Consider the following 25,524-nt stretch of genomic DNA (forward strand, 5'->3'; position numbering starts at 1 on the left):
ACTTAATAAAAATAATGAAAATCAAAATTACCCTTTTTATTGTTATTGCATTTAGTATAAATCTTTCTGCACAGGAAAAGAAAAAAGATACTATTAATGCAAAAGAAGAATTATCAGAAGTTGTTGTTACGGGTCAGTTTGAGCCGCAGTCTATAAAAAAATCTGTTTTTAATGTTCGTGTCATTTCAAGTAAAGACATTCAAAACTTAGCAGCAAATAATTTAGGAGATGTGTTAAATCAGTATTTAAATATTTCAGTTAGACCAAGCGGTACCAGCGGACGTTCTACAGTATCTTTATTTGGATTGGATGCCCAATATTTTAAGATTCTGGTAGATAATGTGCCATTGGTAAACGAAGCTGGTTTAGGGAATAATACCGATTTGTCTCAGATTAACTTAAATGATGTAGAGCAAATTGAAATTGTTGAAGGTTCAATGGGCGTAATTTATGGTGCGAATGCTGTAAGCGGGGTTTTGAATATTATTACAAAAAAATCATCAAGATATAAATGGAGTGTTTCAGCTTCTGTTCAGGAAGAAACAGTTAAAGACGAGTTTGCACTTTTTGATAAAGGCCGTCATATACAATCGATAAGAGCTGCTCATACCATTAATGATAATTGGTTTGTAAGTATTGGAGCAAATAGAAATGATTTTCAAGGTTTTTTAGATGATAAAAAAGGAAAAGATTATTCAGAAAATGATCAGCTTCGCGGTTACAGATGGCTTCCAAAAGAGCAATTAAACGGAACTGCTTTAATCGCATATCATAAAGGAGATTTTAGGGTTTTCTATAAATTTGAATATTTAGACGAGGATATCGATTATTATAATGCTACAGTACAATCGGGTTATAATACCGAGTTAGGGTCTTATAGATATGCAAACGATAAAAGATATTTAAGCAACAGATATTTTCATAATCTTAATACCTCAGGAAAACTTTTTTCTCAATTAAATTATAACGTTTCTCTTTCTCATCAAAAGCAAGAACGAAATGTAGAAGATTTTAGATATTATCTGTTAACCAAAAATGAAACAAGTAATGTTACTGTAAAAGATCAATCTATGGAAGTTCTTTATTCTACAGGAACTTTAAGCAATTTCTTCTCGAGTAAAAAAGTGGATTTGCAGACGGGTTACGAATTTGTAAACAATAAAGGATATTCTTTGGTTCAGGAAGCAAATAATGTCATGACGCCAATTCGTAAAACACTAGAAAACTATGATTTCTTTGCTTCTGCAGAAATCATGGCAACCGAAAGATTTTCTGTTCGTCCGGGATTAAGATTTTCTGCACAGTCCAAATTTAAAGATCAATATGCATCTTCACTTAATTTAAGATATTTATTTGATAAAGGAATTGAACTTCGCGGTTCTTATGGAACTTCTTTTAGAACACCAACTTTTGAGGAATTGTATTCAAAACAAATCTTTGATGGACATTTCTTTACTGGAAACGAAAATCTTATTCCAGAAACCAGTACTTCTTACGAAGCAAGTCTTAAAAAAACAACAATGCTGGATTCTGGATTGCAAATTGCAAACACATTTGCAGGAAGTTTTCTTGATGTAAACGACAGAATTGATATGGCATTAGTAAGATTTAATCCAGATACTGGAAATCCTGAATATGAATATATCAATATTAGTAAATACAAAATGTGGAATTTTTCTACAATGAATCAATTTAAAAAAGGCAATTTCACTTTTAATATTGGTGCAGCGTTAATTGGAGTTTCCAGAAAAATTGAAAATCAGGTTTTTGCCTCAGACGATAGATATTTATATTCTTTTAATCTAAACAGCAGTGCTTCATATTTTGCTCCTAAATGGGGAACAACTTTCTCTGCATACTATAAATACAACGGAAAATCACAGCAATTTGTAGAAGGATCTTCAGAATATATCATTTCAGATATTGATCCAAGTAACTGGCTTGATGCTTCTGTTAGAAAAACATTTTTCAAAAACAAGTTTGAAGCAACAGTTGGTGCAAGGAATATTTGTAACGTAACCAATGTTAATCAATCCAATACAAACCAATCTGCAGGACACGCAGGATCTTCTGAATTAAATCTGGCGTACGGACGCTCGTATTTTATAAAACTCACGTATAATCTTAATCTATAATAATTAATACCATGAAAAAAACATTTTTACTTTTATCTTTTGCCTTATTGACTCTTGGATCATGTTCAAGTGACGACGATACAACTCCAGAAGTGCCAATCGTTGGTGCTACATTATCACCAGCAGTTGGAGGAGCAAACCAGCCAAATCAAGTTTATTTAGATTTAAGTACAGGAGAATCTAAATCTATCAATAGAGCAGCTTGGGATTTCGGATTTTCAACTGGTGCAGATTTTAGAGTAGTGATCAACGGATCTCTAAAAATGGCAGTAAAAAAATTAGAAACTTCTGATATTACTTTAACTCAAGCAATTAATACTGATGTAACTGTTGGAGCTGGAACAACTTTAGCTTCTAATGGTTATGTAGATAACCCAACAGGTGTTTTAGCAGGAGCAGGAGCAGGAATCGGAACTGCAATTGCTGAAGTTTCTGCAACAGATGCAGAAAACAAAGTATATTTAGTAAATCTAGGATTTGCTGTAGGTACTGCAACTCCAACTGTAGGTTCTGTTGCTGTTGACGGTGATGCTAGAGGATGGAAAAAAGTTAGAATTTTAAGAAGCGGCGCTGGATATAAAATTCAATATGCTGATTTAACTTCTGCAACTTTTACAGAAAAAACAATTTCAAAAGATGCTGCTTACAATTTTACATTCTTTAGTTTAACTTCTGGAAATACAGTTACTGTTGAGCCGGAAAAAACAAAATGGGATTTAAACTTTACTGTATTTACAAATTACTTAAATGCAGGTTCTGAAGTAACTTACGGATATTCTGATTTTATTGTTTCTAACATGAAAGGTGGAACAAAAGTATATCAGGTTTTAGTTGCAGACGGTACTTATGCAGATTTTACAAAAGCAAAAGTAGTAGAAGCTAATTTTACAGCTTCGGCTGCTGATCAAAGAATCATTGGTGCAAATTGGAGAAATGGTGGTGGACCATCTTCATTGCCAAGTATTAGAACAGATCGTTTTTATGTAGTTAAAGATGTTGCTGGAAATTACTATAAAGTTAAATTCCTTGCTATGTCAAATGATGCAGGAGTTAGAGGAAATGTTACTTTAGAATATGCTATGCTGCAATAATAACAGGCAAAAGCATTTAAAAATAATAAGAATTTTTGATTCGGGAAAAGGTCACGATTCAATGAATCGTAATGACTTTAGTCTCAAATCAAGAGCCATAAGACCAATGTAATACACAGGCAGGCTTCAAAATTTTAGTTAATCATTAGCTTTGTTTTTTTTATTTTTTTTTGATAAAGAGGTTAGATTTGTCTAACCTCTTTTTTTGTTTTAGTTTATTGTTAAAATGAATTAGAAATAAATGTTTAATTCTATCTTTGCACAAATTTCCTGTTAAGGAATTAACAAGAATTTTAAATGTTTTAATTTTTCGTTAATTCCATTCTTAAAAATCATAATCATTAAGTGAATACAAAGTCTTATTTCTTTCAGTCTTTCGCAATTGTTGCATTGGCATTTATAGCCTTCATTGGATTTAAACAAATCCTTCCGGATAAAATATTTTCAGATAGTAAATTAGATTCTAAAAATGTATTAATAGACAGCCTGTTATTAGAGTCGGTTGCAAAAGATTCTGCAGCTACAGAAAGCGACAGCCTTTTAGAAGCTGAACGTCAACTTGGAAAAGAGAAAATATCGTTTGATGCCACAGAAGGAATTGAATTTCCATCTGAAACCTTTGATAATTATAAAGGCTATCAATATCTGATTTCGTTTTACGAAAAATTATATCAGCTCGAAAAAAATCCAGAGTCAAAAGTAAGAATCGCTTATTACGGAGATTCTATGACCGATGGAGATTTAATCGTACAGGATGTCCGCACCAATTATCAGGAACGTTTTGGAGGAAACGGAGTTGGATTTGTTTCTATAACTTCAGAATCTGCAGCTTCTAGAGGTTCTGTAAAATCGGTATATTCTAAAAACTGGAAAATGCAGTCGTATTTAAATGTAAAACGACCTATAAGTCCTTTTGGAGTAAACGGACACGTGTTTTTTGCTAATGATAAATCAAATTCGACTTGGGTTCAGTACGAAGCAGGAACCAATAAATATTCTACAGCATTAGATAATCCGACTTTATTTTACGGAAGATCATCCAAAAAAGGAAAAGTCAATTTTATTATCGGAAAAGATACTTTGAAAAAAAGTCTTGCTCCGAATAATTTAGTGAATACTTTAAAAGTAAGTTCAGGAAGTTTAAAAGCATTTAAAGCAAACTTCGTTCAGGCAGATTCAATTCCGATTTATGGATTTAATTTTGATAACGGAAGCGGTGTACACGTTGATAACTTCTCACAAAGAGGAAATTCAGGACTTCCTATTTCTATGTTTGATGCCAGCGTAATGCAAGCTTTTAATAATAGTTTAAAATATGATTTGGTAATTCTGCATTACGGAACCAACGTATTGAATTACGGAACAAAGAATTATTTTTGGTATGAAAAAGGAATGACCAAAGTGGTAAACAAAATAAAAGAATCGTTTCCGGGAGTTTCTATTTTGATTATTTCAACAGCAGATAAATCAACCAAATACGAACAGGAAATGAAAACCGATTCTGCCGTTGTTCCTTTGATGAAAGCACAGAAGAAATATGCATTGGAAACGGAATCGGGATTTGTAAATTTATATACCTTAATGGGCGGCGACGGATCTATGGTAAAATGGGTTGATGAATCTCCGGCCAGAGCCAATAAAGATTATACACACTTTAACCAGCGTGGTGCAAAAGCAATTGGTAAACTATTGTACGATCAGTTGAATAAAGGATACGAACAATATAAAGAACTCCGCCAGAAAAGAGATGCAGATTCGAATAGACGAAGAGCGTCGCGAAATACTAATGCAGATTCCGTCTCTGTGCAAAAAGATAGTGTAAATGAATAAACTTATTATTTTCTTTTGTTGCTTTTTTTTCTCAGCAAATGATGAAAACCAACAGAAAGATTCACATCCAATAACAAAAAGTATGGTTCATAAAGTCGATACAGTAGCAGTTGACTCTTTTTCTGAAGATCAGATTTATAATGCGAAAGTATTAGAAAACTTTTTTGAGAAATTAAAAAATAACGAAAGCCAGAACAATCACAAAATAAACATTGTTCATATCGGAGACTCTCATATTCAGGGAGATTTAATGACCAATGAAATTAGAAAAAAATTGCAGCAGCAATTTGGAAATGGAGGCCGTGGTTTTGTATTTCCGTATCAGCTGGCTAAAACAAATGGTTCTTATAATGAACGTTTTCGTTCTAATAAAACTTGGGAAAATTATCGAAACATTCTTCCATTCAGAAATAACCCGGTTGGTTTAAGCGGAATTGCACTATGGAGAGAAAGCGGCAGTTTTGCTTTAGAAATGAATATAAAAGATCCGGCTTATAAATTTAATACCATTAAAATTATAACGCCTCAGAATCAGGATATGTTTGGTTTGGCAACTTCATCTCAAACCAATAAAATTCAGACCACAGAGCGTAAAGTTATAAAACATAAAATAAAAAAAGGAGAAGCACTTTCTACCATTGCAGACAAATACAACATTTCAGTTTCAGAAATAAAAAGAGACAATCGTTTAAAATCAGATGCGATTCGTGCAGGAAGAACGCTGAAAATCACAACAAACGAAACAAGAGCAAGAACCGTTGCACTTTCAGAATTTGTTTCCTTAAATGTAGAATCCGATTCTTTTTCTCATTATTATAATTCAGACAAAGCATTAGATAGAATTTTTCTGATTCCGAATAAAAGTGCTTCCAATTACGAACTTAACGGACTCGTTTTAGAAAAAGATTCTCCGGGTTTAATTTACAGCAGTATTGGAGTAAACGGAGCCAAATTCTCAGATTACAATAAATATCCTTTGTTTTTTGAGCAGCTAAAAGCGTTACATGCTGATCTTCTTGTTTTTTCTTTGGGAACAAATGAAAGTTATGAGCATTTAGAATCAGAAAATTATATTAGACACTTAAGGGAGTTTATAAGTAATATAAAAGCTCAGGGAATAAACGTTCCGATAATTGTTGTGACGCCAGCGCCATCTCTGCTTAGAAGAAAGCCGAATACATACATTCACAATTATACTAAAGACATCATTGAAACAGCCAAAACAGATGGTTTTGCAGTTTGGGATTTATACGATGAATTTGGAGGTACAGAAGGAGTTCGACAATTAAGAGCTCAAGGAATAATCGGGCCAGATTTTGTTCATTATTCTAAAAAAGGATACGAAAAACAAGGGAACTTGTTTACAGAGGCATTTTTAAAAGCATACGATAATTTTAAATTAAAAAAATAAGTTGATAACAGTTGATAGCATTAATAATTGGTTTGTTCAAAATTTTGGCACAGTTACATTAGAACAAGTTAAAAGCTGGTTTATTTATAATCCAGACGAAAAATTATTATTTAATACCGGTTTATTTTTAGGGTTATTTCTAGTATTCTATTTTGTGTATGCTTTTTTACGCAAAACATTTTATTTAAGATTAACCTACGTTATACTTTTCTCGCTTTTCTTTTACTACAAGTCAAGCGGTATTTACTTTTTGTTGTTGTTACTTTCATCTGTTGTAGATTATGGCTTAAGCCAGGTTATTTACAGACAGAAGAAAGACAATGTCAAGAAAATATATCTTGTAATAAGTGTTATTCTAAACTTAGCATTACTAGGATATTTCAAATACATGAACTTCCTGATTTTTACCTACAATGATATGTTTCATGGTAATTTTAAGCTTCATGATGTTTTTCTTCCAGTTGGAATTTCGTTTTATACTTTTCAATCGATGAGTTATATTATTGAAATTTATCGTGAAGAAATTAAGCCAACAAAAAACTATATCGAATATTTATTTTTCGTTTCTTTTTTTCCGCAGTTAGTTGCCGGGCCAATTGTGCGCGCAAAAGATTTCCTGCCGCAGATTTACGAAAAACTAAACCTTACCAGACAAGATGTAAACAATGCGTTGTTTCTTATTATTGGAGGTTTAATCAAAAAAACTGTAATCTCCAATTATATCTCCGTAAACTTCGTAGATCGTGTTTTTGATACGCCGATGAGTTACACTTCGTTTGAAAACTTAATGGCTTCTTACGGATACGCTATTCAGATTTATTGTGATTTCTCCGGATATTCAGATATGGCAATTGGGATCGCTTTATTATTAGGATTTAAATTGCCAACCAACTTTAGAACACCTTATAAATCAACTTCGATTACCGATTTCTGGAGAAGATGGCACATTTCGTTATCGACTTGGTTAAAAGACTTTTTATACATTTCGATAGGAGGAAACCGCGAAGGATCATTCGCAGGATTTCTATTCCCAAGTTTATTCTTCTTCGGATTATTACTTTGGGGAATGGCAAGTTATACTACGAGTATAATTCCGTTAATAATTGCATTTGCCGGAATCACACTTTTCTGTTTGTCATTTTTACTTTCGAATAAAAGAAAACAAACAGCAGTAACCAATTTTAATTTGTTTACCACAATGCTTCTTGGCGGATTATGGCATGGAGCAGGAGCGCAGTTTATTGTTTGGGGAGCACTTCACGGATTAGCTTTAGCAGTACACAAAATCTTCACAGAATTTTTCCCTTCCAAAAAAGAAGGAAGACCAAATTATTTTTGGAGATTTATTTCAATTGTAATAACATTCCATTTTGTAGTTTTCTGCTGGATCTTTTTCCGCGCCAGAGATTTTGAAACGGCCTTACAAGTAATCAACAATATCGGACAATTAACCTTTGAACCAGAAAACTGGAAAACAATTGTAATTGGGTATAAAAATGTATTCTTATTAATGTTGTTTGGTTATGTTTGGCATTTCCTTCCGGAGACTTTCACAAACGGAATGAAATCTATTTTTGACAAAACACCAATAGTAGTAAAAGCAATAATCTTAGGCTTCGTTTACTGGATCGTTTATGCAACATCTGTTGCCGGTTCACAACCTTTTATATACTTTCAATTTTAGTCAAAGCTGCAAAGATTCATAGTTACAAAGGCGCAAAGGTTTATTCTCTTTGCGCTTTTTTTTGTTTAGCCGCGAAGGCGCTAAGGCACAAAGTTTTTTTGTTTCACGCAGATTTTGCAGATTAAAGCAGATAAAGCATATCTTTAATTTGAAAGCCAAAAATAATCTGCCTAAATCTATTAAATCTGCGTGAAAGAAACTTTGTAATTTAGTAATTGAGAAAATTTGTGTCTTAGTGCCTTTGTGGCAAACAAAACTCTGTGCCTTTGCAACTTTGTGGCTATGAACCTTAAAAATAAATTGCCTAAAATATCTAATTAGATTATCTTTGCTCCTCAAATAAAGAAAATAGTATGTTTGATAATTTAAGTGATAAGTTAGATAAAGCGTTCCATATATTAAAAGGACACGGGAAAATTACAGAAGTAAACGTTGCCGATACCTTAAAAGAAGTTCGTCGTGCCTTATTAGACGCCGATGTTAACTTTAAAATTGCCAAAGATTTTACAACCAAAGTAAAAGAAAAAGCAATTGGACAGGACGTTTTAACAACATTACAGCCAGGACAATTATTAGTAAAGTTAGTAAAAGACGAACTTACTGAATTAATGGGTGGAGATGTAGCAGGAGTTAATCTTTCTGGAAATCCAAGTATTATTTTAATGTCAGGACTTCAGGGTTCTGGTAAAACTACTTTCTCAGGAAAATTAGCTAATTTCCTAAAAACAAAGAAAAACAAAAAGCCACTTCTTGTAGCGTGTGATATCTACCGTCCTGCGGCGATAAACCAGTTGCATGTAGTTGGAGATCAAATAGGTGTTGAGGTATACTCAGAACCAGAAAACAAAAATCCTGTAGAAATTGCTCAAAACGCAATCAAACATGCCAAAGCAAACGATTTCAACGTAGTTATTGTCGATACAGCCGGACGTTTAGCAGTTGATCAGGAAATGATGGACGAAATTGCACGCGTTCACAAAGCAATTCAGCCACAAGAAACATTGTTCGTTGTAGACTCTATGACAGGACAAGATGCTGTAAACACAGCAAAAGCTTTCAACGATATCTTGAATTTTGATGGAGTTATCTTAACGAAATTAGATGGTGATACTCGTGGTGGAGCAGCAATCTCGATTAAATCGGTTGTAAACAAACCAATCAAATTTGTAGGTACAGGTGAGAAGATGGAAGCAATTGATGTTTTCTATCCAGATCGTATGGCCGAACGTATTCTTGGTATGGGAGACGTTGTTTCTCTTGTAGAAAGAGCGCAAGAACAATTTGACGAAGAAGAAGCAAGAAAACTTCAAAAGAAAATCGCTAAAAACGAATTTGGTTTTGATGATTTCCTTACGCAGATTCAGCAAGTGAAAAAAATGGGTAATATGAAAGACTTGGTAGGAATGATACCAGGAGCTTCAAAAGCGATGAAAGATGTAGAAATCGAAGATGATGCTTTCAAACATATCGAAGCAATCATCCACTCGATGACGCCAATAGAAAGAAGTAAACCATCTATAATCGACGTAAAAAGAAAAGCCAGAATCGCAAAAGGTTCCGGAACCAAAGTCGAGCAGGTAAACCAGTTAATGAAACAGTTTGACCAAATGAGCAAGATGATGAAAATGATGCAAGGTCCGGGCGGAAAAAACCTGATGAAAATGATGGGAGGCATGAAAGGAATGCCAGGCGGAATGCCGAGATAAAATAAATTAAAAAGTTTCAAGTTTCAGGTTTCAAGTTATGAGACTGAAATTTGAAACTTTTTTCGATAACATAGTTTCGTTTTCAAAGTAAAACCTGAAACCTGAAACAAAAAAACTTGAAACAAAATAAAACCTGAAACAACAAAATGCAACTACTAGACGGTAAAAAAACATCTAACGACATTAAAAACGAAATTGCAGCCGAAGTTCAATCCATAAAAGGTGCAGGAGGAAAAGTACCTCATTTAGCAGCCGTTTTGGTAGGTACTAATGGAGCAAGTTTAACTTACGTAGGAAGTAAAGTAAAATCATGTCAGGAAATCGGATTTGATTCAACTTTGGTAAGTCTGCCGGAAACTATTACAGAAGACGAACTACTTGCTAAAATTAAAGAATTAAACGAAGACGATAATCTAGACGGATATATCGTGCAGTTACCTTTACCGAAACACATCGACGAGCAAAAAATATTATTAGCAATCGATCCAGAGAAAGATGTAGATGGTTTTCATCCAACAAATTTCGGAAGAATGGCACTTGAAATGGAAAGCTTTATTCCAGCAACACCGTTCGGAATTATGGAATTGTTAGAGCGTTACAAAGTAGAAACTGCAGGAAAACATACCGTTGTAATCGGAAGAAGCCATATCGTAGGACGTCCAATGAGTATTTTAATGAGCCGTAAAGGAAATCCAGGTGACTCTACAGTTACCTTGACGCACAGCCGTACTAAAAACTTAGCAGAATTTACTAAAAATGCCGATATCATTATCACTGCTTTAGGAGTTCCAGAATTCTTAAAAGGAGATATGGTAAAAGACGGAGTTGTAATTATCGACGTTGGAATTACAAGAGTTGACGATGCATCAAACTCAAAAGGTTATGTAATAAAAGGAGATGTTGATTTTGATGAAGTAAGCAAAAAAGCATCATTTATTACGCCAGTTCCAGGTGGAGTAGGACCAATGACAATTGCAATGTTACTTAAAAATACACTTTTAGCACGCAAAATGAGAACCGCAAGAAACAAATAATTGTGGCTCAAAATATATTTACAAAGCCTGTTCTGTTGAGCAGGCTTTTTTATTTGCTAATATTTCTAACACATAGCATCATAGATTTTATTTGTCTTAAATAAGAATACAAAAAATAGCTATGTGAATTGACGCAAATGAAATGCCTTATACAACTAGTGTATCTATGAATCTATGTGTTTAAAATAATGATCCGCTTTGTTTTAATATTTAATTAATACTTTAAAATTTTAGTTTCAAAAAATATAAGATACTTTTGCACCACTTAAAAAACACTTCTCCAAATGGACGATTATTATTCGTTAGTATTTAATTAAAAGCAGCAATTGAAATTTCAAGATGCTGCAATAAACACGTAGTATTTAGAAATGAAAGCCTTTTACACAAACAACAACGGATTGACAGAAATCCCAAAATGGACTTCTAACTGCTGGATTCACATCGAGTCTCCAACTGAAACAGAAAAAAAATATTTACTAGAAGAACTTCAAATTCCCGAAGCATTTTACAATGACATCGAAGACGTTGACGAAAGACCACGTATCGAAGTCGAAGAAGGATGGACTTTGATCATCATGCGCATTCCCATTAAAAGCGGCGATATCAAACTTCCTTTTCAAACCGCACCGCTCGGAATCATTTTTAAAGAAGATATCTGCGTAACCATCAGTTTTTATAAAACAGAAATAATTGCAGATTTTGTACAGTATTCACAGCGCAAAAACATCGAAATAGAAGACAATTTTAATTTAGTTCTCAGATTATTACTTTCATCAAGTGTTTGGTATTTAAAGTACCTTAAACAAGTCAATCAAAAGATAAAACTTGCCGAAGACAATTTAGAAAAATCCATTAAAAACGAAGAACTTCAGGCATTACTTCAAATAGAAAAATGTCTCGTATTCTTTATCACTTCGCTAAAAGCAAACGATGTTTTATTTCAAAGAATAAAAAATCTCAAAGCGCACAAAGCAAATTACGATTCAGAATTATTAGAAGACGTAGAAATCGAGCTAAATCAGGCACAAGACACAGCCAATATTTACAGCAACATTCTAACAGGAATGATGGACGCGTATGCCTCTGTAATTTCAAATAATATGAACAATATTATGAAACAGATGACATCAATTTCAATAATCTTAATGATTCCAACACTTATTGCAAGTTTGTACGGAATGAACGTACCAAACGGTTTAGAAGAAAGCAAATACGGAATCTGGATTTTGCTTCTCGTTTCGATTATTTTATCAGTTTTTGGCGTGTTGTTATTCAAACGCAGAAGATGGTTTTAATTTAAACAAAACTATTTAATATAAACAAAGCCTATTCAATCGAATAGGCTTTTCGTTTATATACTTTGGGCGTGACCCTATTTGCAAAAGGCGCTCCAATCTGGCCGCATACAAGCGCCTTTCGCAAATAGGGTCGGGCTATCCGCGCTACTTCGGTAGCCAGCTCCTATCCCTCACGCAAGCAAACGTTGCATTAATAAACAAAAAATATACGATTGCTATGTCCTCCTGAGCGGAGTCGAAGGGCGTGCCAATTGGAACGGGGCTTCGACTCCGCTCAGCCTGACAAAAATAAACCACCTCTTCATTCCTGCAAGGTTTCCAAAACCTTGTGGGTATAAATAAGCATCCTTTAAAAATAAATTCAATTTTATACTTGTCAATTCAAAATAAAATATAACTTTGTACTTCAAAGTACTTTATTTATGAATCAGAAGCACCAAGAAGATTTAGCACACATTCGTTCTATGATGGAACGCTCTTCAAGATTTATATCACTAAGCGGACTCTCTGGAGTTTTTGCAGGTCTGTCTGCTTTGATTGGCGGATTGTACGCTTATCAATTGTTTCGCTTAAACGGAATTGAATATTTTGATGATAAAAATCTGGTACTTTCAGTTCCTTTGATTTCTGATTTGCTTTTAACGGCATTCGTAATTTTGGTATTTGCCTTGACATTTGGAATTTTCTTTACAATCAGAAAAAGCAAAAAATACGATTTACCAATCTGGACTTCTGCAACAAAAAAAATGCTTTTTAATTTAGCCGTTCCACTTACAGTAGGAGCAATATTTTGTCTGGCATTATTGTACCATCAAATTTATGGTCTGATTGCGCCAACAACTTTAATTTTTTACGGATTAGCAGTTATAAATGCCGAGAAATATACTTTTTCAGATGTGAAATATTTAGGGTTTAGCGAGCTTATTTTAGGAGCGATTTCTCTATTTTTTATTGGATATGGATTAATTTTTTGGATCATAGGTTTTGGTGTTTTGCATATCTTGTATGGACTAATAATGTTCAAAAAATATAAATAAAATCAATGGGGATTATTGATAAATTAAATAAAGATTTCGAAAGCCGTGTCAGATTAGGTATAATGTCTATTCTGATTGTAAATGAGTGGATTGACTTTACCGAAATGAAAACGCTTTTGAATATTACAGACGGTAATTTAGCAAGTCATTCCTCTGCGCTTGAAAAAGCACAATATATTGAAGTTAAAAAAGAGTTTGTGGGCAAAAAACCAAAAACATCTTATAAAGTTACCGATCTTGGGCGCGCCGCTTTTAAAGAGCATTTAAATAGTCTTGAAAAATTAATGAAATTCTAACAACTAAATTTTTTTATCTAAAAACTTTGAAATACAAAGTACTTTTAAAATTTTAAATCATGAAAAAAATACATTTTATCTTAGTCAGCAGTATTGTATTTGCACTGCTTTTTTACAACGAATCAGTAGGAATTAATTTCGCTGTCTTCGGATTGATCTTAACAGGTCTGATTTCTTATTATTTTCAGGATAAGTTTACAGATCGTCTGCATCTTATTTTAGTCGTTACATCGGCGTTGTCTTGTATTGCATTTGCTTGGTATGGTGATTTTGCTTCTTTTGCGGCAATTGCACTATCTGTTGTTTTTTTACAGTTTAAAACACAAGAAAACGAACTTAAATTAATACAGGTTTTTCCAATAGCATTTATAAATCCATTTGCTTCATTAGGACGCGTTTTCTTGTTCAGCCAATGGCTTCCTAAAAGAAAAGTCGAAAATAATTTTGCCAAAAAATTAATCGCTTACTTTATGATTCCGGCAATATTTTTGGGATTGTTCGTGATAGTGTATTCTTTTGGAAGTGATCATTTCTCATCATTATTTACAGATTACACTTTAGACATCGATATCTTAGAATTAATTCGAATTGTAATTTTTGGTTTTTTCATTTCATTCAATTTCTGGAATTACTGGGTGCCGGATCTTTCTTATGAGTATAATTCTAAATTAAATAATGACTTTAATATCTTAGAAAAAAACAGCGAAGAAAATACCTTTTCGTTTCTTGATCGTGACTTCGAAAGAAAAAGCGGTCAGATTACTTTATTGCTTTTAAACTGCCTGCTAGTAGTTTTTATAGCAGTCTATAATTACGAACAATTTTTTGAAGCAAAAGACGCATCAATCGCAATGTCAAAATTGAGTGCAGCAACTCATGAAAGAGTAAATTCAGTAATTTTCTCAATTCTTATGGCAGTTGGAGTGATCATGTTTTATTTTAAAGGAAGCTTTAATTTTGATGAAAAAGCAGCGACACTTAAAAAATTAGCTAAAATCTGGATTGTTCTAAATGGAATTTTAATCGTGAGCACCTTTATTAAGAACTCAGAGTATGTTTCATTTTATGGTTTAACATACAAAAGGTTAGGTGTATATGCTTTCTTAACTTTAGCCATAATTGGATTGGTATATACTTTTATAAAAATTACAAAACAAAAAACAAACGCCTATCTTTTTAATCAAATGATTTGGTATTTCTACGGAACATTGCTTTTGTGTAGTTTTGTAAATTGGGGAAATTTAATTACAAATTATAACATCGCTGTTAATAAAGGTTTAGATCCGGGATTTTTAACCCGTTTAGATTTTAATGACGATGCCCGAAGAGCCTATTTTTTATCTCATAATATAGATCAGCCATTGCTAATCAACCAGAAAGAAACAAAAATAAGAAACTATCAAAATACTTCATTCTTGTCAAAAGCCTTGTATTACGAATGTCTGAACGATAAAAAATAGAATCAGAATTAATATTTTCATAGTAAAATTTTAGGTTTTTTCTAACTTATATTTAGACAGATTTTTTTTATGAATCATCTTGTTTATTAAGTGCTAATGTGAGATATTTGTCGCACCATAAATAAGAAATAAATTAAATTTTAACCCATGAAACTATGAAAAAAATCATGTTTGTATTTTTTTTGACTTTAGTTGGCTATACTGGTTTTTCCCAGAGAGTTGCAGATGAAGTTATAAAAATGAATTCGAAAATTGAAGATTTAACCCAAAACTCAATTACAGGAATCTTTGTAATAAAAGAAGGTAACGTAGTAAAAGGAATCAGCCCTGAAACGAAAGCAGAAATTTGGAATTTTGATGCTAACAAAGAAGTAGGTAATGCTACAGCGCTTGAAGCAATAAGTAAATTTGATACAGATAACTTATTTGCCAGCAAAAGAATCTTAAAAAGTATTGAAGGAACTCCTTATGTAGAAGCTTTGGTAAACTACAAAACAGTATTAATCAATACTGCAGATGGAAAAGTAGTTTACAACTCGGCTAATTATAAATATACTGTTTTTAACAGTCAGTTTTTATATGCTCAAAATGAGTACTTAGTAAAAGGTATTGAAGACGGAAGAGTAATCGCATCTTTGATCGATTTAAATACTGGAGACGTAATCTGGAAAACAGATCAAGGTGAAGCGAAAAGTACATTTGCAACAATGTTTACTTTTAAAGCTAACTTTTCTAACGATGCAGAAGTAAGTGATAATACAATTTATTCGCTTTATTTAGGAAAACTTTCTGCTATAGACAGAAAATCTGGAGCATTAAAATGGGTTGGAGATATTGAGTACACAAAAGTTTTCCCAACGCAAAACAATAAAAACTTAGTTGTAGTAAACAGCAAAGGAATGTTGTCTACAAAACAATATTTAAATGTTTTAGATACAGAAACAGGAAAACCAATCTGGGAAGATGCTATTAAAACAAAATGGATTGTTTATGTAGAAGACTGGGGAGATAAAATTTTAGTTGCGCACAACAGCGGATTCAACTTTTTTAACCTAAAAGACGGAAGTAAAGTTTGGAAAAAAGACGCTCGCGGCGACGGATTGAAAAGAGTAATTGCTATTGATGGAGATTATCTTTATGTGGCAGAAAACGAAATGATGCTTATCGATAAAGACGGTCAGAAAAAGTGGAAAAACTTTATCGAAATTTCAGACGATAAAGAAGATGCAATTGAATATTTAGGAAAAGTAGATGATAAAGTTTTATACTTAACAGCTACTTACGGTAACATGGTAGATTACAAATCTGGAAAAAAATTATGGAGAGGAAACTTGAAATTTGATAAAGACCGTCCGTTATTAAGCGTTTTTGATGAAGAAGAAAATCAGTTTTTAGTTTACAACGACGAGAAGCTTTTTAAATTTAATACTACTGTAGCAGACAAACCAGATCCATTCGCTAAAGTAAACATCAAAAAAGAAAAAGAATTAAATTCTATCGAATTGTTTTCTTGGGGAGTTGCACTTTCTGGTCCAACAGAAGTTATGGGAGTAAGTAAAGATGGTAAAGTTTTATACCAAAAAGTTTACACACAGCCAGGTGACGGCGGTAGAGCTTGGGGACAAGCATTAAGTACTGCAGGATCTATTGGTCTTGGAGTTTCTGCAAGTTATAATGCAGTAGTAGGTTCTGAGTGGAGAATGGTTACTATTGATCCCGCAACAGGACAGGAAAGAGATGCTGGGGTTTTCAAACAAAAAAACCAAAAGCAACTAAACAGAGCAGCAAAACAAGCAGCAGGATCTGCAGTATTAGCTAATATGGCTGGTAGATTTTCACAACGTTTTGATGCAATGAAACAAAATCGTGAGTTCTCTTATATTTTTGCTAAAGATGAAACTTCTAAAAAGAAAGTTTTAGTTAAAGTGAAAAAAGAAGACGGAACAGAATTAGATAAAATTCTTTTCGAGAACATGCGTCCGATTTATGAAATTGACCCTGCAACGCAGTCAATCTATTACGTTTTTGAAAATGAATTAAGAATTTTCAATAAGAAAATCTAAAGATTAATTCTTTAAATATTTTAAATCCCATTCATAATTTGAATGGGATTTTTTTTGCCATTCAGTATTTATAAAGCCTTATTTTTATTGGTATTAGTGCTTTTTTTAATATCATCTTATAAATAAATGATTGTTAATTTATGATGTAATTGTAATTATCTAAAAGTTATTAAGAAAATCTTTACTATATTTGGAGCTATTGATTTGTCTCTTTTTTTCCTCCGTTTATACTTTTATGAAGGGGGGTATTTCTTAAGAAAGGCACATAAAAACATAACCCAAAAACAAATACCATGAAAAACATTACCCTGAATTCACCTATTGAAAAAATTTACCCACCAGGAACTCTTTTGCCTGTAAAATTAAGTCCTGATAGCGTAGGGAAGATAAAGTTTCCGGAAAGAACAGACAGAATGCTTTTATCTCCTCTTGTTGAGGCATATCACACTAAAGAAAATCAACTTCTTGTGAGAGCTGTAATTTTTATAGCTAGAAAAGAAACTAAGGATTTAGATTTCGGTATCTATCAAAATTGTTACATTGATCTTAACGGAAATCCACAACTGCAATTTTTTATATCTTACGATTTAGTAGAAACAAAAGAGACTGATTTTTTAATTTACGAAGTTGCTTTTAATGCCATTGATATACCATATGGGTCATTGTCTAAAATAAGCACAATTCAAACTTTCCTTTGGGATATAGATCCTGTTACATCAAGAGGAACAGTAACAACTGTTCAGCCTGCTTAGTATTATTCTGAAGTTATAAATAAGTTTTGCAACAATATTAAAGTGTAATTCAAACTTTAAAGTTGCAAAACTTATTGTCGTTTTTAAAATTTCACTAATAGATTGTTATGACTATGCCCAAATTAGTAGCTGTTTTAATTGGTGTTTTTGTTCCTTTTCTTCTTTTTTCTCAAAAAAAAAATGTTGTAAAAAAAGAAATTGATACCGAAATTAAAATGATTGCAAAAAAGTTTAAAACAGAAAGTAATTTCAATAAAGCACAATCATTTTTTATAAAGAAAAACTGGGATTCGACATTGGTTTATTCTATGAAACAATTGGATGTCGGAAAAAAATCTGAACTTAAAGACTATTGTCATTATTTAAGAGGCAGAAGTTTTAAAGAAAAAAAACTTTTTCTTGAAGCCAAAAAAGAACTCAATAAAATATCTGATAAGTTTGAATTTTATTATAGAGTTAAAATCAGCTTAGGAGAAATAGCACTAGAACAAAATGATTACAAACTTGCATTGCAGTATTTTGTTATTCTTGAAAAACTTCCAGAAGAATTGTATGATTTTAAAAAAAGTAATGCATTACATAATATAGGATTATGTTATTTGCATCTGGAAAAATTTGATAAAGCAGAAGAATATTTATTTAAAAGTGCAGAGTTGCAAAAGGCTCAAAAAGATACTTTAATGCTCATAAGTTCTTATATGGATATCGCTAATTTATATTATACGCAGTATAAAGATAATGAAGCAATACCTTATTTTGAAAAAGCATATACTCTATCAAAAAAAGTAAAATCGTTTGAATTAAAGCAAAATGCAACCTTAAATATGGCTGTGGTAGAGGAAAACAGAAAAAAATTCCCCTTGGCTTTAACCTACAGAAAAGAGTATGAAATCTGGAAAGATTCTTTAAACGATCAAAACAAAGTTTGGGCAATTGCAGATCTCGAAAAGAAGTTTGCCATAAAACAAAAACAAAAAGAAGTTAATGTACTCGAAGCCGAAAACAAACTCAAAGAAGCAGAGAGAAATGGCTTTCTGGTTGCATCGGTTTTATTGTTGATTTTGTTTGGTACGGGAGTTTACTTCTACAGACAAAAAATTAGGAACAGCAAAATAATTTTAAAACAGAAAAACGAACTCGACGAACTCAACGCGACAAAAGACAAGTTGTTTTCTATTGTAAGTCATGATTTACGATCTTCTGTAAATGCCTTAAAAACAAGTAACGGCAAGTTGTTGGAAAATCTGGAAAACAAAAATTTTGAAGAACTCGATACATTACTTCATAACAATAGTACGATTGCGAACGGAGCTTATAATCTGTTAGATAATCTGCTTAATTGGGCACTGCTGCAAACTAAACAAGCTTATTTCTATCAGGAATCATTACATCTAGCTTCGATTGTACAGCATGTTGAATATAATTATAAGCCATTAATGCTAAATAAAAACATCATTTTTAAAAATGATGTAGCTGCATCTGAATATGTATTTGCCGATTTGGATTCGCTTAAAATTGTGATTCGGAATTTTTTAGATAATGCGATTAAATTTTCAAAAGAAAACGGATCAATTTCTATTTATACACGTCCATCGTCTGAAGATTTCTGCTATTTGGTTATCGAAGACACCGGATTAGGAATGAGTAAATCGACCAGAGAAGAATTATTAAAAGAAACCATTTTACTTTCTAAAAAGAAAAACGATGATATAATAGGAACCGGTTTAGGAATGCAGTTATGCAAAAGTATGATTCATAAAAACGGCGGCAGGCTGGATATAGAAAGCGAAGAAAACATCGGAACAAAAATAATTATTGCATTACAAAAGTTTAAAAATCATGGATAATATAAACGTACTGATTATTGAGGACACTGCTTCTGAAAGCGATGCGCTGGTAAAAGTACTTGTCGAAAATAATTACAATATTGTCGGAATTGCAACTACTTACAATGAAGCGCTGGCATTGTTTTACAACAACGCGATTGATATAGTGGTTATTGATGTTTTCCTGGACGGAAAACCAGATGGGATAATGTTTGCAGAAACCATAAACATTGTTCCAAACAGTGTAAAACCTTTTGTGTTTCTAACAAGTTCTAAAGATCGTCAGATTTTTGAAAGGGCAAAACTTACTAAACCATTCAGTTTTTTATTAAAGCCATTTAATGAACTCGAGATTTTATATGCGCTTGAAATGGCTGTAGAAAAATTTTATGAACAGCCTAATATATTTCACAGCGAAGATCAAAATACAGTAATAAGCAACGACTCTTTTTTTATAAAAAAGAACAAAGCCTTAAAAAAAGTCCGCATAGAAGATATTGTTTACATTGAAGTTGAAGATCGATATTGTAACATTATAACGGAAACGGATAAGTTTGTAATCTTAATATCGTTGACGAAAATTATGCATCTTTTAGATTCGTCAAAATTTTTTCAAACCCATCGAAATTATATTGTAAACAGCAGTAAAATAGAGGAATTGGTTGTAAACGACAATTTAGTAATCTTAAAGGGAAACCATAAAATAACCTTAAGTGATAAATACAAAGACTTCGTGAAAAACTTTCACATACTAAAATAACCATTACAATAAATTTATAGAATATAAAAAAATCCTTCCTTCGAGAAGGATTTTTTTATTGAGTAATTTTCCTATATAAAGTTCATGTCTTGATTTATTGTGTTCTATAACAATGATTTTCAGCTTTATACCATTTTTATGTCCCTAAGCTGATTTCTGTTTTAGTTTTACCAAAGGAAATTAAAAAAGCTAGCACTTTAATTCTTGTAACCTACTGACTATTATTATGATAGTTACGAAGTGGAGTTCAGAAACCACTTAAAAAAAACGAGGAGCACCTGAAAAGCCTTAAGAGTAAGACAAACAAATCAATAATTTAAATCATACAAAATCATGGCAACATTTAAAGTTAATATCCCAGCAGGTCCAATTTGGAACCAACAAGACGCAAACGAAAAAGCTCCTCTAGTAGCAGCTGCACACCAAGGTAAATGGACAGGACAATGGAGTACTGTTGTTGAAAGCCAAATGAGTGTAGTTGAGCTTGAACTTAGCGTAAAAAATGGTGGAAAAAACGAGTATAAAACTAATGTTTTAGCTGGTCCGCTTTGGAGTAATGACGAAGCTCAAAAAGTAGGTTCAGTAATAGCTGCTTCTTACGGAGCTGAATTTACAGGACAATGGTCTACAATCGTAGAAGGACAAATGAGTGTAATTGAGATTAAATATACTTTTTAATCCCAATTGATTCATAAAAAAAATAAACTAGAAATGCTTTTTGTATTTCTAGTTTTTTGCTTTTAAACAAAGATTAATCTAAAAATATAACTAAGATGGCTTGGATAAAAAAAACAGATGTAGCAATGTTTAAAGGTGCAAATTGGAATACTTTGATAAAAAAAGTTCCAAATTGTACGCCCGAAATGGCAAAACGTATCGCTATAAAAAATCCTAAAATTACTTTCTTTTTCTTTTGCAGAGAATATATGGTTCTTGAAACATTGGGAGACAAAGGAATTTTTAATCCGGGAGATGCCGTATTTTTTAGCGGAGAACCTTGGTACGGAAGTGCACCACAATGTGATTCTTATGAAAAAACAGGAATGTCTGTAGCATATGTTAGCCTCGATAAAATACAAACAACAGGATGTTATACTATGGCAGATGGGGATGCCGCAGTAGATGTAGTTTGTATTTTTGCGGCTAATATTAATAAAAAACCTCTTCCCGCAGGCATGATAGAATTGGCGCCAAATACGCAGGTGCCGGATGGATATCCTTATGCAGTTGGATCTTCTGATTATTCTGCGCTTACTGTCGAAGCTGTTCAGAAATTACAAAAAAAAGGCATTACGGTTTTGCTTACCTTTTTAAATAATCATGATGGAACAGGCTGGTCTGAATTTCCTGATGCCACAACAGCGACAAACTTTGCTCAGCAGCTAAAGGAAGTGGTAGACAGATTAGGTTTGGATGGAATTGATATTGACGATGAATACAGCGATAATCCAAATCCAAATCCTTCGTCTTTAGTGACCGTAACTACAATAATGAAACAGCTTATGCCGGACATTATTATTTCTAAAGCATTGTTTGATGATTATCAATATTTTACTCCTAAGTATAATAACCAAACACTGGCAGATAATCTTACTTACGGCTGGGAAATGAGTTATGGCGGAGCACCTAAATATAGACTTCCAGATTATACCACATTGGGAATGGCGACAGATACTTTAGTGTGCGGATTTTGGTCTGGACAGCCTTCGCCATCACCGGCAGATGATGTTTCGTGGTTAAAAACAAACGGCTATGAAGGAGTTATGGTTTACGCTTTTCAGGAACAATCTAATATAGATTTATTAGGAAGTCTTGTAAACGATTGGAACGGTAACGGAAACTGGAATAAAACACCCAATTGTCCATAATTAATTATTTTGGTAAAATAAATTGTTAAAAAAGAAAGCCCTGATTATTCAGGGCTTTTCTAGTTTTATTAAAGAGCTTTAAGATTAATAATCTCCTTTTTTCTTAAAGCGAGGATCATGCGGCGAAATAAATTCTGTTCTGCGAGTAGGCGCTTTTGGCGCTGTTGTTTTTGGCGATTCTACTTTTGGTAAACTCGCTTCTTCCGTTTTGCTCGATGGTTCAATTAATTGATTTAATTCTTTAATCTCTGCCTCCGTCAAATCGCGATAACGACCAACCGGAACATCCAATGAAATATTGATAATTCTGATACGTTTTAAAGCCGTTACATCATAACCCAAATATTCCGTCATTCTACGAATCTGACGGTTTAAACCTTGCGTTAGAATAATTTTAAACGTGTATTTGCTTATTTGTTCTACCTTACATTTACGGGTAACCGTATCCAAAATTGGAACGCCATTTCCCATTCTTTCAATAAATCGATCCGTAATCGGTCTGTTTACCGTAACCGTATATTCTTTTTCGTGATTGTTTCTGGCGCGTAAAATCTTATTTACAATATCACCATCATTCGTCATAAAAATTAATCCCTCACTTGCTTTATCCAATCTTCCAATCGGGAAAATACGTTTTGGGTAATTAATATAATCAACAATATTATCTCTAACTTCTAAATTGGTAGTACACTCAATTCCAACAGGTTTGTTGAAAGCCAAATACACCAATTTTTCATTTTTCTCAACAATCAGTTTTCCATCAATACGCACTTCGTCATTTGGTGAAACTTTGGTTCCCATTTCCGGTACAACACCATTTATCGTTACGCGTCCTTCTTCGATAAGTTTATCGGCTTCACGACGAGAACAATAACCTGTTTCTCCAATAAATTTATTAAGACGTTTTAAATTCTCTTCCATACTGCAAAAGTAGGCAAAATTTAAATTTTAGAGTTCAGATTTTAGATTTTAGATTTGTGAAAATCTACGCTGTCGCTTGGAGCTTCCTTGCGATCAAACATTCCATAATCTCGAACAACATTTGCAATTCGTAAATGATACTCTTTAAAAACTTCATTTCTACCTTTTGATTGTGCAAATCGGTGCATTTCGAGATTGCGCCATTGCTGAATACTTTCTTCATCTTTCCAAAAAGACAAAGACAAAACTTTCTCTGGATCATTAAAACTTTGAAATCTTTCTATAGAAATAAAACCTTCAATTTTGTCTAATTCAGGTCTTAATTTTGCTGCAATATCCAGATATTCTTCTTTTTTTCCTTCGTTCGGAATGACTTCAAAAATTACTGCTATCATGTTTTTATGTTTTAAAATTATAAAAGAGAAATCCAAATTGCTTTCGGTAATCTGGCATTTATTAAAGGTTCATATTCTATTTCGTTTTCTAAAATCGAAATATTTTTAAAATTAGTCAATAAATAAAACAAAGCTTCGGTTGCGAGAGATACAGAAAAATGTTTTGCAAGGCACATATGTCCGCCAATTCCAAAAGTGAGATGTTCGTGATTATTATTTCTTTCAATATCAAAAACCATCGGATTTTTAAATTGTTTCGAATCATAATTTGCTCCTGCGAGAACAACCAAAATCAGATCATTTTTTTTGATTGTAAATTCATTTAGCTGAATATCTTCTACAGCAATTCTTCTGGTATTATGTATTGGCGGATCAAAACGTAAAGTTTCAACAACCATTTTCTGTATCCAGATTTTATCCATTTTATTATTAGAAATATTTTCTTTAGAAAAAATCTGTAATGTTGCATTACTCAAAATTCCTCGCCCGGCATCATAACTTTGAATTAATAAACCAATTAAATTACTAACGCAAAGCGAAATGGTTTCTTCTGAAGAAATACTATAAGAAGAAGAAGTTTTACCAATCAAAGTTTCATAAAAAGGAAGCGAAGTAATATGTTTTGCTACAATCAAATAAAATGCTTCCGAAAGTATATTTATCAATTCGACATCTTCTGCAGTTTTATTAGGTTGCATAATTTTTACAAACAATGCTATTTTTTCTGAAATAAACTGAGAATCTTCAGAGTTAAAATCAAAGCTTTTTAAAACCACCAGAACTGGTAATTTTTTACAGACAGCATCAACCCAATTTACTTGATTTTTAGTAGATTCTTTTTGAAGTAATTCTTTTAAAATTAAATCTATTCCAACCGTTTTCATAAATGAAAAAAGAACAACCGCAGTTTCTCGGGCAATTTCATGTTCGACTCCATTTGATAATCGAACCAAATTGCTAATAATTGCCAAACCATATCGATTAAGATTATCGTCTTGCGGAAGTGACGGAATATGTGCGTTTTCATTTTTTAATATTGCGGTACAATATTCATACGAATAAACAGCCCAGATTTGGTTTGCTTCGTCCCAATAAACAGGATTTTCTTCGATCATCTTCTGATAAAAAGAATAAGGATTTTCAATTTCAGATTGTAGAAATAAACACGACATGATATATTGTTTTGAGCAAAGTTATTTAACTTTACAATGCCATACTTCAGTTTAGATTTAACTATGATTACATAAATGGAAAATCAATTTATAAAAATAGCGTCCTTAATTGGCGATCCAACGCGCGCCGCAATAATGTGGACTTTGCTCGACGGAAAAGCATTTACAGCAACCGAACTTTCTATCGCAGTAAATACTTCTCCACAAAATATAAGCATGCATTTGGCTAAACTTTTAGAAGCTGGATTACTTTGCGTAGAAAAACAAGGCCGTAATAAATACTATAGATTTTCTACTAAAGAAGTTGCGTATGTTATCGAATCGATGGCAAGTTTAGCTCCGCCGGCGCTTTCGCAGAAAAAGAATACTGATAAACATTCGCCAATAAAACACTGTAGAACCTGTTATGATCATTTAGCCGGAAAAATTGGTGTGGCTGTCGCCGAAAGTCTTTTAGAACAAAACATAATCCTAGATGCTGACCATAAATTTGAAGTAAGCAGGGAAGGAGAAAAATGGTTTTCTGACTTCGGAATTAATCTCGAAGAAATAAAAAAACAAAGAAGATTATTTTTAAAACCATGCCTAGATTGGAGCGAAAGAAAAAATCACATCGCAGGCTCAGTTGGAGCATCGCTACTAGATAAAATGATTGCAGACGATTGGCTAAGAAAAACAAAAGATTCAAGAGCAATACAAATCACCGGAAAAGGAGAAAAAGAACTTTTTCGATATTTTAAAATTGTAATTTAGATTTTTTTCTCAGATTATCAGAAAAAAACTTT

General features: G+C 32.6%; 21 protein-coding genes. 18 read left to right on the top strand and 3 right to left on the bottom strand.

The features are described from left to right. Nucleotides 1-14: 14 nt before the first annotated feature. From EV144_RS18290 to EV144_RS18370, 17 genes are all read left to right on the top strand, one after another. Nucleotides 15-2,135 carry a TonB-dependent receptor plug domain-containing protein gene (locus tag EV144_RS18290; RefSeq protein WP_134150594.1) on the top strand — a complete coding sequence of 707 codons (2,121 nt, stop codon included), beginning with the start codon at nucleotides 15-17 and terminating at the stop codon, nucleotides 2,133-2,135. Between the two features lie 11 nt (nucleotides 2,136-2,146). Further along, the gene (locus EV144_RS18295) at nucleotides 2,147-3,226 is read left to right on the top strand and encodes an HmuY family protein (RefSeq protein ID WP_134150595.1); all 1,080 of its coding nucleotides are present in this window, start codon (nucleotides 2,147-2,149) and stop codon (nucleotides 3,224-3,226) included. Nucleotides 3,227-3,571: 345 nt separating this feature from the next. Next, nucleotides 3,572-5,056, top strand: a complete 1,485-nt coding sequence (locus tag EV144_RS18300) for an SGNH/GDSL hydrolase family protein (RefSeq protein WP_134150596.1) — start codon at nucleotides 3,572-3,574, stop codon at nucleotides 5,054-5,056. After that, a complete protein-coding gene (locus EV144_RS18305; protein ID WP_134150597.1) occupies nucleotides 5,049-6,467 on the top strand; it encodes a LysM peptidoglycan-binding domain-containing protein in 1,419 nt (472 codons plus the stop codon). Before EV144_RS18300 ends, EV144_RS18305 begins: the two co-directional genes overlap by 8 nt. 1 nt (nucleotide 6,468) lies before the next feature. Next, nucleotides 6,469-8,151, top strand: a complete 1,683-nt coding sequence (locus tag EV144_RS18310; protein WP_134150598.1) for an MBOAT family O-acyltransferase — start codon at nucleotides 6,469-6,471, stop codon at nucleotides 8,149-8,151. A 353-nt stretch (nucleotides 8,152-8,504) separates the two neighbouring features. Further along, nucleotides 8,505-9,857, top strand: coding sequence for a signal recognition particle protein (gene ffh, locus EV144_RS18315; protein WP_134150599.1), 1,353 nt, complete (start codon nucleotides 8,505-8,507; stop codon nucleotides 9,855-9,857). 146 nt (nucleotides 9,858-10,003) lie between these two features. Beyond that, complete coding sequence (locus EV144_RS18320) at nucleotides 10,004-10,891, top strand: bifunctional 5,10-methylenetetrahydrofolate dehydrogenase/5,10-methenyltetrahydrofolate cyclohydrolase (protein WP_134150600.1); 888 nt, start codon at nucleotides 10,004-10,006, stop codon at nucleotides 10,889-10,891. Nucleotides 10,892-11,259: 368 nt separating this feature from the next. Next, nucleotides 11,260-12,186 (top strand): magnesium transporter CorA family protein, encoded by a 927-nt coding sequence (locus EV144_RS18325; protein WP_134150601.1) that lies wholly within the window; start codon nucleotides 11,260-11,262, stop codon nucleotides 12,184-12,186. A 425-nt stretch (nucleotides 12,187-12,611) separates the two neighbouring features. Further along, nucleotides 12,612-13,226, top strand: coding sequence for a hypothetical protein (locus tag EV144_RS18330; RefSeq protein ID WP_134150602.1), 615 nt, complete (start codon nucleotides 12,612-12,614; stop codon nucleotides 13,224-13,226). 5 nt (nucleotides 13,227-13,231) lie between these two features. Continuing rightward, nucleotides 13,232-13,522: a winged helix-turn-helix domain-containing protein gene (locus EV144_RS18335; protein WP_134150603.1), complete on the top strand. Its 291-nt coding sequence runs from the start codon at nucleotides 13,232-13,234 to the stop codon at nucleotides 13,520-13,522. 59 nt (nucleotides 13,523-13,581) lie between these two features. Next, entirely contained in the window at nucleotides 13,582-14,982 is a 1,401-nt protein-coding gene (locus EV144_RS18340) for a DUF4173 domain-containing protein (RefSeq protein ID WP_134150604.1), read from the top strand. A 155-nt stretch (nucleotides 14,983-15,137) separates the two neighbouring features. Continuing rightward, a complete protein-coding gene (locus EV144_RS18345; protein ID WP_134150605.1) occupies nucleotides 15,138-17,045 on the top strand; it encodes a PQQ-binding-like beta-propeller repeat protein in 1,908 nt (635 codons plus the stop codon). 293 nt (nucleotides 17,046-17,338) lie between these two features. After that, nucleotides 17,339-17,797 (top strand): hypothetical protein, encoded by a 459-nt coding sequence (locus EV144_RS18350; RefSeq protein ID WP_134150606.1) that lies wholly within the window; start codon nucleotides 17,339-17,341, stop codon nucleotides 17,795-17,797. A gap of 113 nt (nucleotides 17,798-17,910) precedes the next feature. After that, nucleotides 17,911-19,644, top strand: a complete 1,734-nt coding sequence (locus tag EV144_RS18355; protein ID WP_243854704.1) for a tetratricopeptide repeat-containing sensor histidine kinase — start codon at nucleotides 17,911-17,913, stop codon at nucleotides 19,642-19,644. Next, nucleotides 19,637-20,383 (top strand): LytR/AlgR family response regulator transcription factor, encoded by a 747-nt coding sequence (locus EV144_RS18360; RefSeq protein WP_134150608.1) that lies wholly within the window; start codon nucleotides 19,637-19,639, stop codon nucleotides 20,381-20,383. Before EV144_RS18355 ends, EV144_RS18360 begins: the two co-directional genes overlap by 8 nt. Before the next feature lie 333 nt (nucleotides 20,384-20,716). Next, nucleotides 20,717-21,061, top strand: a complete 345-nt coding sequence (locus EV144_RS18365) for a mannan-binding lectin (RefSeq protein ID WP_134150609.1) — start codon at nucleotides 20,717-20,719, stop codon at nucleotides 21,059-21,061. 95 nt (nucleotides 21,062-21,156) lie between these two features. Beyond that, entirely contained in the window at nucleotides 21,157-22,251 is a 1,095-nt protein-coding gene (locus EV144_RS18370; RefSeq protein ID WP_134150610.1) for a glycosyl hydrolase family 18 protein, read from the top strand. 84 nt (nucleotides 22,252-22,335) lie between these two features. On the opposite strand, the gene rluF is transcribed toward EV144_RS18370, so the two are convergent. Genes rluF through EV144_RS18385 form a run of 3 tightly spaced genes read right to left on the bottom strand, consistent with a single transcriptional unit; the run spans nucleotide 22,336 to nucleotide 24,739 of the window. After that, nucleotides 22,336-23,172, bottom strand: a complete 837-nt coding sequence (gene rluF, locus EV144_RS18375) for a 23S rRNA pseudouridine(2604) synthase RluF (RefSeq protein WP_134150611.1) — start codon at nucleotides 23,170-23,172, stop codon at nucleotides 22,336-22,338. 41 nt (nucleotides 23,173-23,213) lie between these two features. Beyond that, nucleotides 23,214-23,567 (bottom strand): antibiotic biosynthesis monooxygenase family protein, encoded by a 354-nt coding sequence (locus EV144_RS18380; RefSeq protein WP_134150612.1) that lies wholly within the window; start codon nucleotides 23,565-23,567, stop codon nucleotides 23,214-23,216. Between the two features lie 17 nt (nucleotides 23,568-23,584). Next, nucleotides 23,585-24,739 carry a cytochrome P450 gene (locus EV144_RS18385; protein ID WP_134150613.1) on the bottom strand — a complete coding sequence of 385 codons (1,155 nt, stop codon included), beginning with the start codon at nucleotides 24,737-24,739 and terminating at the stop codon, nucleotides 23,585-23,587. A 75-nt stretch (nucleotides 24,740-24,814) separates the two neighbouring features. On the opposite strand from EV144_RS18385, the gene EV144_RS18390 reads away from it, so the two are divergent. Beyond that, nucleotides 24,815-25,492, top strand: a complete 678-nt coding sequence (locus tag EV144_RS18390) for an ArsR/SmtB family transcription factor (protein ID WP_134150614.1) — start codon at nucleotides 24,815-24,817, stop codon at nucleotides 25,490-25,492. The last annotated feature ends 32 nt before the right edge of the window (nucleotides 25,493-25,524 follow it).

Source organism: Flavobacterium sp. 270, assembly GCF_004368785.1.
Classification (GTDB): domain Bacteria; phylum Bacteroidota; class Bacteroidia; order Flavobacteriales; family Flavobacteriaceae; genus Flavobacterium.

Bases quoted from the DNA above. Each gene is read 5' to 3' on its own strand.
- EV144_RS18290 (WP_134150594.1), top strand. From the start codon at position 15: ATGAAAATCAAAATTACCCTTTTTATTGTTATTGCATTTAGTATAAAT.
- EV144_RS18295 (WP_134150595.1), top strand. From the start codon at position 2,147: ATGAAAAAAACATTTTTACTTTTATCTTTTGCCTTATTGACTCTTGGA.
- EV144_RS18305 (WP_134150597.1), top strand. From the start codon at position 5,049: ATGAATAAACTTATTATTTTCTTTTGTTGCTTTTTTTTCTCAGCAAAT.
- ffh (WP_134150599.1), top strand. From the start codon at position 8,505: ATGTTTGATAATTTAAGTGATAAGTTAGATAAAGCGTTCCATATATTA.
- EV144_RS18320 (WP_134150600.1), top strand. From the start codon at position 10,004: ATGCAACTACTAGACGGTAAAAAAACATCTAACGACATTAAAAACGAA.
- EV144_RS18325 (WP_134150601.1), top strand. From the start codon at position 11,260: ATGAAAGCCTTTTACACAAACAACAACGGATTGACAGAAATCCCAAAA.
- EV144_RS18330 (WP_134150602.1), top strand. From the start codon at position 12,612: ATGAATCAGAAGCACCAAGAAGATTTAGCACACATTCGTTCTATGATG.
- EV144_RS18335 (WP_134150603.1), top strand. From the start codon at position 13,232: ATGGGGATTATTGATAAATTAAATAAAGATTTCGAAAGCCGTGTCAGA.
- EV144_RS18340 (WP_134150604.1), top strand. From the start codon at position 13,582: ATGAAAAAAATACATTTTATCTTAGTCAGCAGTATTGTATTTGCACTG.
- EV144_RS18345 (WP_134150605.1), top strand. From the start codon at position 15,138: ATGAAAAAAATCATGTTTGTATTTTTTTTGACTTTAGTTGGCTATACT.
- EV144_RS18350 (WP_134150606.1), top strand. From the start codon at position 17,339: ATGAAAAACATTACCCTGAATTCACCTATTGAAAAAATTTACCCACCA.
- EV144_RS18355 (WP_243854704.1), top strand. From the start codon at position 17,911: ATGCCCAAATTAGTAGCTGTTTTAATTGGTGTTTTTGTTCCTTTTCTT.
- EV144_RS18360 (WP_134150608.1), top strand. From the start codon at position 19,637: ATGGATAATATAAACGTACTGATTATTGAGGACACTGCTTCTGAAAGC.
- EV144_RS18365 (WP_134150609.1), top strand. From the start codon at position 20,717: ATGGCAACATTTAAAGTTAATATCCCAGCAGGTCCAATTTGGAACCAA.
- EV144_RS18370 (WP_134150610.1), top strand. From the start codon at position 21,157: ATGGCTTGGATAAAAAAAACAGATGTAGCAATGTTTAAAGGTGCAAAT.
- rluF (WP_134150611.1), bottom strand. From the start codon at position 23,172: ATGGAAGAGAATTTAAAACGTCTTAATAAATTTATTGGAGAAACAGGT.
- EV144_RS18380 (WP_134150612.1), bottom strand. From the start codon at position 23,567: ATGATAGCAGTAATTTTTGAAGTCATTCCGAACGAAGGAAAAAAAGAA.
- EV144_RS18385 (WP_134150613.1), bottom strand. From the start codon at position 24,739: ATGTCGTGTTTATTTCTACAATCTGAAATTGAAAATCCTTATTCTTTT.
- EV144_RS18390 (WP_134150614.1), top strand. From the start codon at position 24,815: ATGGAAAATCAATTTATAAAAATAGCGTCCTTAATTGGCGATCCAACG.